Below are 6,347 nucleotides of genomic sequence, written 5' to 3' on the forward strand. Positions count from 1 at the left end.
TCATTTTTGCCAAAGTTGCTTTCTGCAAAGTGAAAAAAATGTACAAGAGTGCGACGCAAGAGAAGCATAATAGAAGTTATTCGGCTTAGCACAAAAAAGTTTTAAATTTATTAGAAGCTAGAAGTATCAGTCCAGCACTTACTTAGATTTTACTGCACCACCTCTACCCATTTTCCGCTTACGCCACTGCTGATACTGTTGTCATACATTGCTTCACACAATGTTCCAGGCCAGTAAAAGCGGCCGGTATAAGCGGCGTTTAATTGTACATAATAAGTAAGCGTTTCATTTTGCCGGATATCGAAATAGTGATACACCCTGTCGTCTCGTATGTCTAAATATTCCGAGGAAGATGACTTAAAAGTACCTTCGCTATTGTACATTCTTGTGTTCAAAATTTCCCATCCACTTGGAAAAATCTGCGACAACGCCATTTGGCTATAGCTTCCTCTTTGACCTGTGTTTCTAAGAGTCACTTTTGCAACAAAATCGGTTCCCTGTTTTATCGTTACGGGGTTTAAAGGTGTTCCGGTATTTGTAAGATAATTTACCGTCATAGCGAGAACATTTGGATTGTTTTTTACACTTAAACTATCACCCGTAACCGGCTGTCCCTGGTTGATAATTCTTACATACAACACATTGCTACCTTTGTTGCTGATATTAATATTTGCCTTACCATTGGTGAAGGAAACCGGCGCTTGCACAATATTGCTATTACTGTTAATATTGATGTTTTTACCTGCAATATTTCCGTTTACAATAATCTTACTTCCGCTTTTATTTTGACCACAAAATTTACTGATAGCTATCAACGAATAAGCTGTTGTTTGTGTACTGTACCAGCTTTCCCTCGATAGTTGATTTGCTACTGCACGAACCAGTTGCAAAGCCTCTGCTTTGCGGTTCATAATCGTTAATGTTTCTAATACCATCGCCTGGTCTCTTAACTGACTGCCGTAAGACATACCGGGAGAAGGGCGCTGTGAAAAATTGGTTGGAAGGCCGCTGATCATTTGTAGTGCGACTCCATTTTGTCCGACTAAATAATAGGCTGCCGCCAGTCTCCATTTTGCTTCTGGTGTAATAAACTTGTATTCTTTTAACCTGTTCATTGCACCTAATTCAGGTGCTTTTGCCAACGCCAACAAATAGAGTCGGTAAGACTGTACAAGGTCGCCACCATAATACGGAGCACTTGTTTGGTTCCATGCATTGGCTTTTGTTCTTTCGTAGCCCCGCCATTGCTGTAGCATTGTTGCGGGAACATTGTATCCTCTTTCGCTTGCTTCCAATAAATAATGACCGGCATAATTCGTTCCCCATTCATCACTGGTCGCTTCATTAGGCCAATAGCTAAAGCCGCCATCTCTTGCCTGGAAAGTCTTAATACGTTCAACCCCTCTCCTGATGTTTGCATCAACCTCTGCTCTCTGTTGATTATTCAATTCTATCAACTGATTCAATACCAATTGAGGGAAGACGGATGAAGTTACCTGCTCTATACATCCATGAGGATATTGAATAAGATACTGCAGACGACTTTCTAAATTAATAGCCGGAATACTTGATACTTCCACTACCGCCCGGTTGCTGTTTCCTGTTCCTATGGCAGCTATATTACTGTTGAAGTTTTGTCCAGCTGCCAATGTTCTTTCAGTAACACTTGTAATAGGTGGATTCGGATTTCTTACATCCAACTCTACTTCATACACTGTTTTTTCCTTGCCGCTTGTTGCAATTAGCTTTACTTTTCCTATTCCCGTTGCAGACTTCACTCTTGCATTAAAATAAACCTGTTGCTCACCTGTTGATGTAAACGCTACCGTTTGGCTTGTTGCTTCAACAGGTTCAATAAAGGGATTGCTTTGAATGCTTAGGCTTACATTCCTAATATTATTTTCTGTTGCAAAAACAGTTACCGGTATTTTAATTTGTTCGGCCGGACCTAATACTCTCGGCATCGTCGCAAGCATCATTAATGGCTTCTTTACTGCAACCGCTTTTTCAGCAAAACCATAAGCGCCTTCATTTGCAGCGATCACCATCGTGCGAACACTTCCCATATAAGCAGGTAAAGTAAAGGTGTGTGTTCTACTGCTTCCATTTGATTTAAATGGTCCCATAAACTGAACGATTGGTTTAAACCTGTTTGCCTTTTTCTTGCCGGGGTCGGCCGCTTCGCTATCACCACCTATCGTTAAGATTCTTTCGAGGTCTCCGCTCCATGCACCTATTACATAATCAAACAAATCCCAGCTTTTCACACCCAGTGCTTCTTTGGCATAAAAAGCCTTGTGCGGGTCAGGTGTTTTAAAACGGGTAAGGTCGAGCAAGCCTTCATCAACAACAGCAATCACGTAATTCATATCATTGCCGTTTGCTTCAAAGACTGTAATACTGTTTGATTGTTCGGGCTTAATTACATCAGCCATTTTTATAACTGGCGTTAGCAACGAATTTTTGTCTTCAACCATTACCGGAATTACACCATACATTCTTATCGGTAAATCATTAATGGTTTGTGCATGCGGTTGAAATAAGCTAACATTTACAAATACATTCGGTGCCATTTCCTTTTCAGCTTTAAAGCTGAATTTCGTTTGACCCTGTTGTGTTTCCGCCCAATATGTTTTCAGTACTTTGCTTCCGCTTTCAATGCTGATTAATGCCCTTCCACCTTTGCTGCTGGGTATACTTAACATCACTTCTTCACCTGTCGCATACTTTTCTTTGTTGGATGTAAATGACAACATCGAAGCGGCTGAAGGGTCGTCTTTGTTATCCCTGTTTTGCCAGTAAGGGTCATCGATGTAAAAGGTTTGACCAGTTACATGTCCGCTCTTTGTATCTCTTACCAACACCAAATATCTACCCCAATCATCCGAAGACATATTGAAGTTGTAAGCCGCCTTTCCATTTACAATCGGAACAGTTTGTTTCTTTATCAGCTTGTTGTATTCATCTTGCGTAAAGTTGCTTAGCTGGTCGCTGCTATTGTACCACCACCAACGCCATTGAATTTTATATAGCTCCACCTCTGCTGTTCCTGTACCACCAATCAAACGTCCTTTTGTATCGACATTTACAATGTCTATTGTTTGATTTTTTCCGGCAGCTAAATAACCCCATGGCTTCGTTCCTTCTGGCACTTTCAATCCAACATAAGTATTGTAAGGGTGGTAAGGATATGCAACATTATCGATACTAAAATTGCCTCCAGGTTCAAAGACTTTAACGAGTAGATTAGCGGTTAGCACACCAGGAGCTTCTGTAGTTATAGTGAAGTTTGGACTAACCGTTGCAGTACCATCTTCGTTTAACGAACCATCAAAGATGGTCTTGCTTTGAGACTCAAAATGAGCCGTTGGATTGTCAAACGTAAATGCTTCAAATTTTGGAAAAGAAGTTTTGCTTTTATACAGTTGCGCATCAACTCTGGCTTTTAAACTTTTAGCCGTTGCCCCAAATAACCATTTGGCTGATAGTATTCCTGTCGTTGTAACGCCTTTACCTAATTCAGGATTATTGCCAAAATTTAAATCAATCTTTAAACGATTTGGCATCACTGTTTCAATCTTCAGTTTCTTTTCAAAAACAGCTCCACCGATTTTTACTTTACAATTCCAGTTTCCGGTTGGAGCGGCAGCATCGGTTGCTGTTCTAAAAACATTGAAGCCATCCTTATCATTTGTTTGAACAACTCTTTTGTAAAGCTGTCCTGTTGGTGAATACAACTCCATTTCAATCGGATGTTCTTCAGGCAGTTTATTTGCTTTGTCTTCAATAATACAACTCAAGTACAAACTATCTCCCGGTCGCCAAACACCTCGCTCTCCAAATATGAAACCCTTGATTCCATTTTTCACTTCAGCCCCGCTTACATCAAAGCGGCTAAGTGGCAATGCCGTTCCATCATCTAATTTTAAATAGCTTTTTTCTTCACCGTTTTTAGCAATTAACAAATAAGGTTTTCTCTTCAATTCAAGCGTCGCCATACCTGAATTATCAGTTTTGCCTTTCCCAACTATTTGCCTTTGATAATCCAATACTTCCAGCTCAATATCATCCATTGGTTCTGTCGATAGTATGTTTGTAGCAGCTACAACTAACGAGTTTTCACTTCCTTTTTTTGCTGTGAGGCCAATATTGGTAGCAAGTATGTTTCTGCTAGCAAAACGCTCTTTATTAAAATATGATTTGCTGCAAGGATTATCTCTTTGGTTCCAATTATAACCGTAAGGATAATACCTGTCATACCTGCTCCAGAACTCATCATCGTCATCAGGCGAACTTTCATGAGATGCATAAGAATATTCATACTCCTCATCTTCATTCATATTCTCTTCCTCATCGTCGGCGGGAACAGCTACAGAATCAACAACAAGCGTTGACCGTTGCCTTTTTGGTTTAGGCACACACGTATATAGCGAGTAGTCAGGCCTAAAGCCAATGTTGATGCGATAAATTGCTCCGGGTTCTGTTCTTATGTACTTGTCTATATTCAATGCAAACCGATTTTTCTTATGAAGGTTCAGACTTTGGTCATCGTCCAACCTTACCGTTGCCTTTGCCAATGGAGTTGCCACCTGCCGCAATTCATTCTCTCCATTCATATCGTTTCCCTGCAGAAATTGGGCAACATTATTTTCATAAATTTTAATGATAGAAACGTCAACCGCCTTTAGGTTTGTTGCTTCAAAAGGCAACACCAACCTGCCTGAACTGTTTGGTAATATCGTTCCCCTTCCATGTATTTGTACAGAGGGAAGACGGTTTTCAAAAAATACATTTGATGTAAAAGATTTGGCAAGGCGTGTTCCCCATTCGTTGGTTATGCCTTCATTAATGTTTACTTTATAGTTGCCATCAAGCTTGTTGGCCACGTATACTTTTACTTCGCTTCCATTTATCGTGTAGCTGATATCTTCTTGTTCGCTAACCGCAATCAATCCCTTCAAGTCCTGGTTAAAAGCGACGGGGTCGCTAAATTGAACCAATGCAAATTCCTCTGCTTCCTGCACAGCACGAACGCCTAATACTTTAAAATCGCCAGCCGCCGGTATGGCTATTTCACGTTTGTCTTTTTGGTCAATGTTCACCACATCTCCATCCCATTGTAGCACTAAATTTTGTGCATCATTTGCGCGCTTTATTCCAGATACAATAAAGTCATGCGCTTTAGATGCTTCATTATGTTGCCACTTTATTTTTATATCGGAACCTTGGTATGATGCCTTGATTACCTTTTCAATCTTCGGGCTTTCTTCAACATCTGCTGTTAAAACAGATCCGGAATAAGTCATTTGGTCTTTACTGTTATCCACTGCACGCAGTCCATTTTCTACCACCTGCAAAGATGGCTTTATCACCTGTACGTTAAACGTAAATGTTTTAAATTTAGATGGCACCTTTCTAACCTTTGCGAGGTCAAAGTTTATCTCGTACAATTCGTTTGGTTTCAGGTCTTTTTCCGGCTTAAATTCAATTGTACGTTCATCTGTCCAGTACGCTTTTCCATCAACTGAAGGAGAAAATTTAAACAGGTCTTCCTTAATAGTTTCATTAAGCGTGTGCGCAGTAGAAACATCGGAAGTAAGCTGAATTCGTATCGTGTTTTTCTTAGAGATAGCACCCGAAGTATAAGCTTCGATATACTTGCTGAATTCGGGATCTATTCTGGTGAATTTCTTTTTATTGTTACACGAGGCAGACAAAAGTGTAAGCAATGCAAATGCTAGTCCGCCTATAAACCTAAGCGGCAATCGGGAATGAGGTTCCATAACGTAGTTGGTTGAAAAAGAGAAGGTTATTTTGTAAGCAGGAAGTTAATGAAAGGCTTTTGAGATTAATAATAAATCTTTTGTTAATTGCCTTTTACAATTGAAAGGTTATAATCTCTTAGTTTTGGGATGCGCGTGATGTTAAAATAGGATTTAAGCGACCCAAGCTCAATTCTGTTTTAGTTTTTTCATCTCAGTCTAGTCCTTACACCTTAACTTTTTTCTAAGATCACGCTTTTTGTAGTAACACAAGGGTATTTTACTTTTGTCAGCGGATTTAGTGGCAGTTTAGTTCTTTCAACAAGAAATATAAAAGCAGCTTAATTTCTAAATTTTCTTGGGTGGAAGAAGGATTACTTATACCTTCGCCCTCCGAATTTAAAAAACGGGTAGAAGTTCTTTATCAATTACAGTTGCTTAACCTCTTTTTAAATTTTTTATAAGAAGTTTGGCAGGATTTAATTAAGCTAGTTATCTGTAGCACTTTAAATCCTTTCTTCTTTCTTCTTCTGTTAAAAAGAATAAAAAAGAATAAATGAAATTAGGAATTGGAGTTTAAACGTT

1 protein-coding gene is annotated in these 6,347 nt (G+C 39.4%); it reads right to left on the bottom strand.

Annotated elements, in window-relative coordinates; genetic code table 11:
• Positions 1-149 precede the first annotated feature (149 nt).
• A complete protein-coding gene (locus SAE01_RS21820; protein ID WP_147205942.1) occupies positions 150-5,783 on the bottom strand; it encodes an alpha-2-macroglobulin family protein in 5,634 nt (1,877 codons plus the stop codon).
• Positions 5,784-6,347 lie beyond the last annotated feature (564 nt).

The organism is Segetibacter aerophilus (assembly GCF_007991655.1).
GTDB lineage: Bacteria > Bacteroidota > Bacteroidia > Chitinophagales > Chitinophagaceae > Segetibacter > Segetibacter aerophilus.

What these genes read in the sequence shown, in the direction of transcription:
- SAE01_RS21820 (WP_147205942.1), bottom strand. Translation starts at nt 5,783, where the DNA reads ATGGAACCTCATTCCCGATTGCCGCTTAGGTTTATAGGCGGACTAGCA.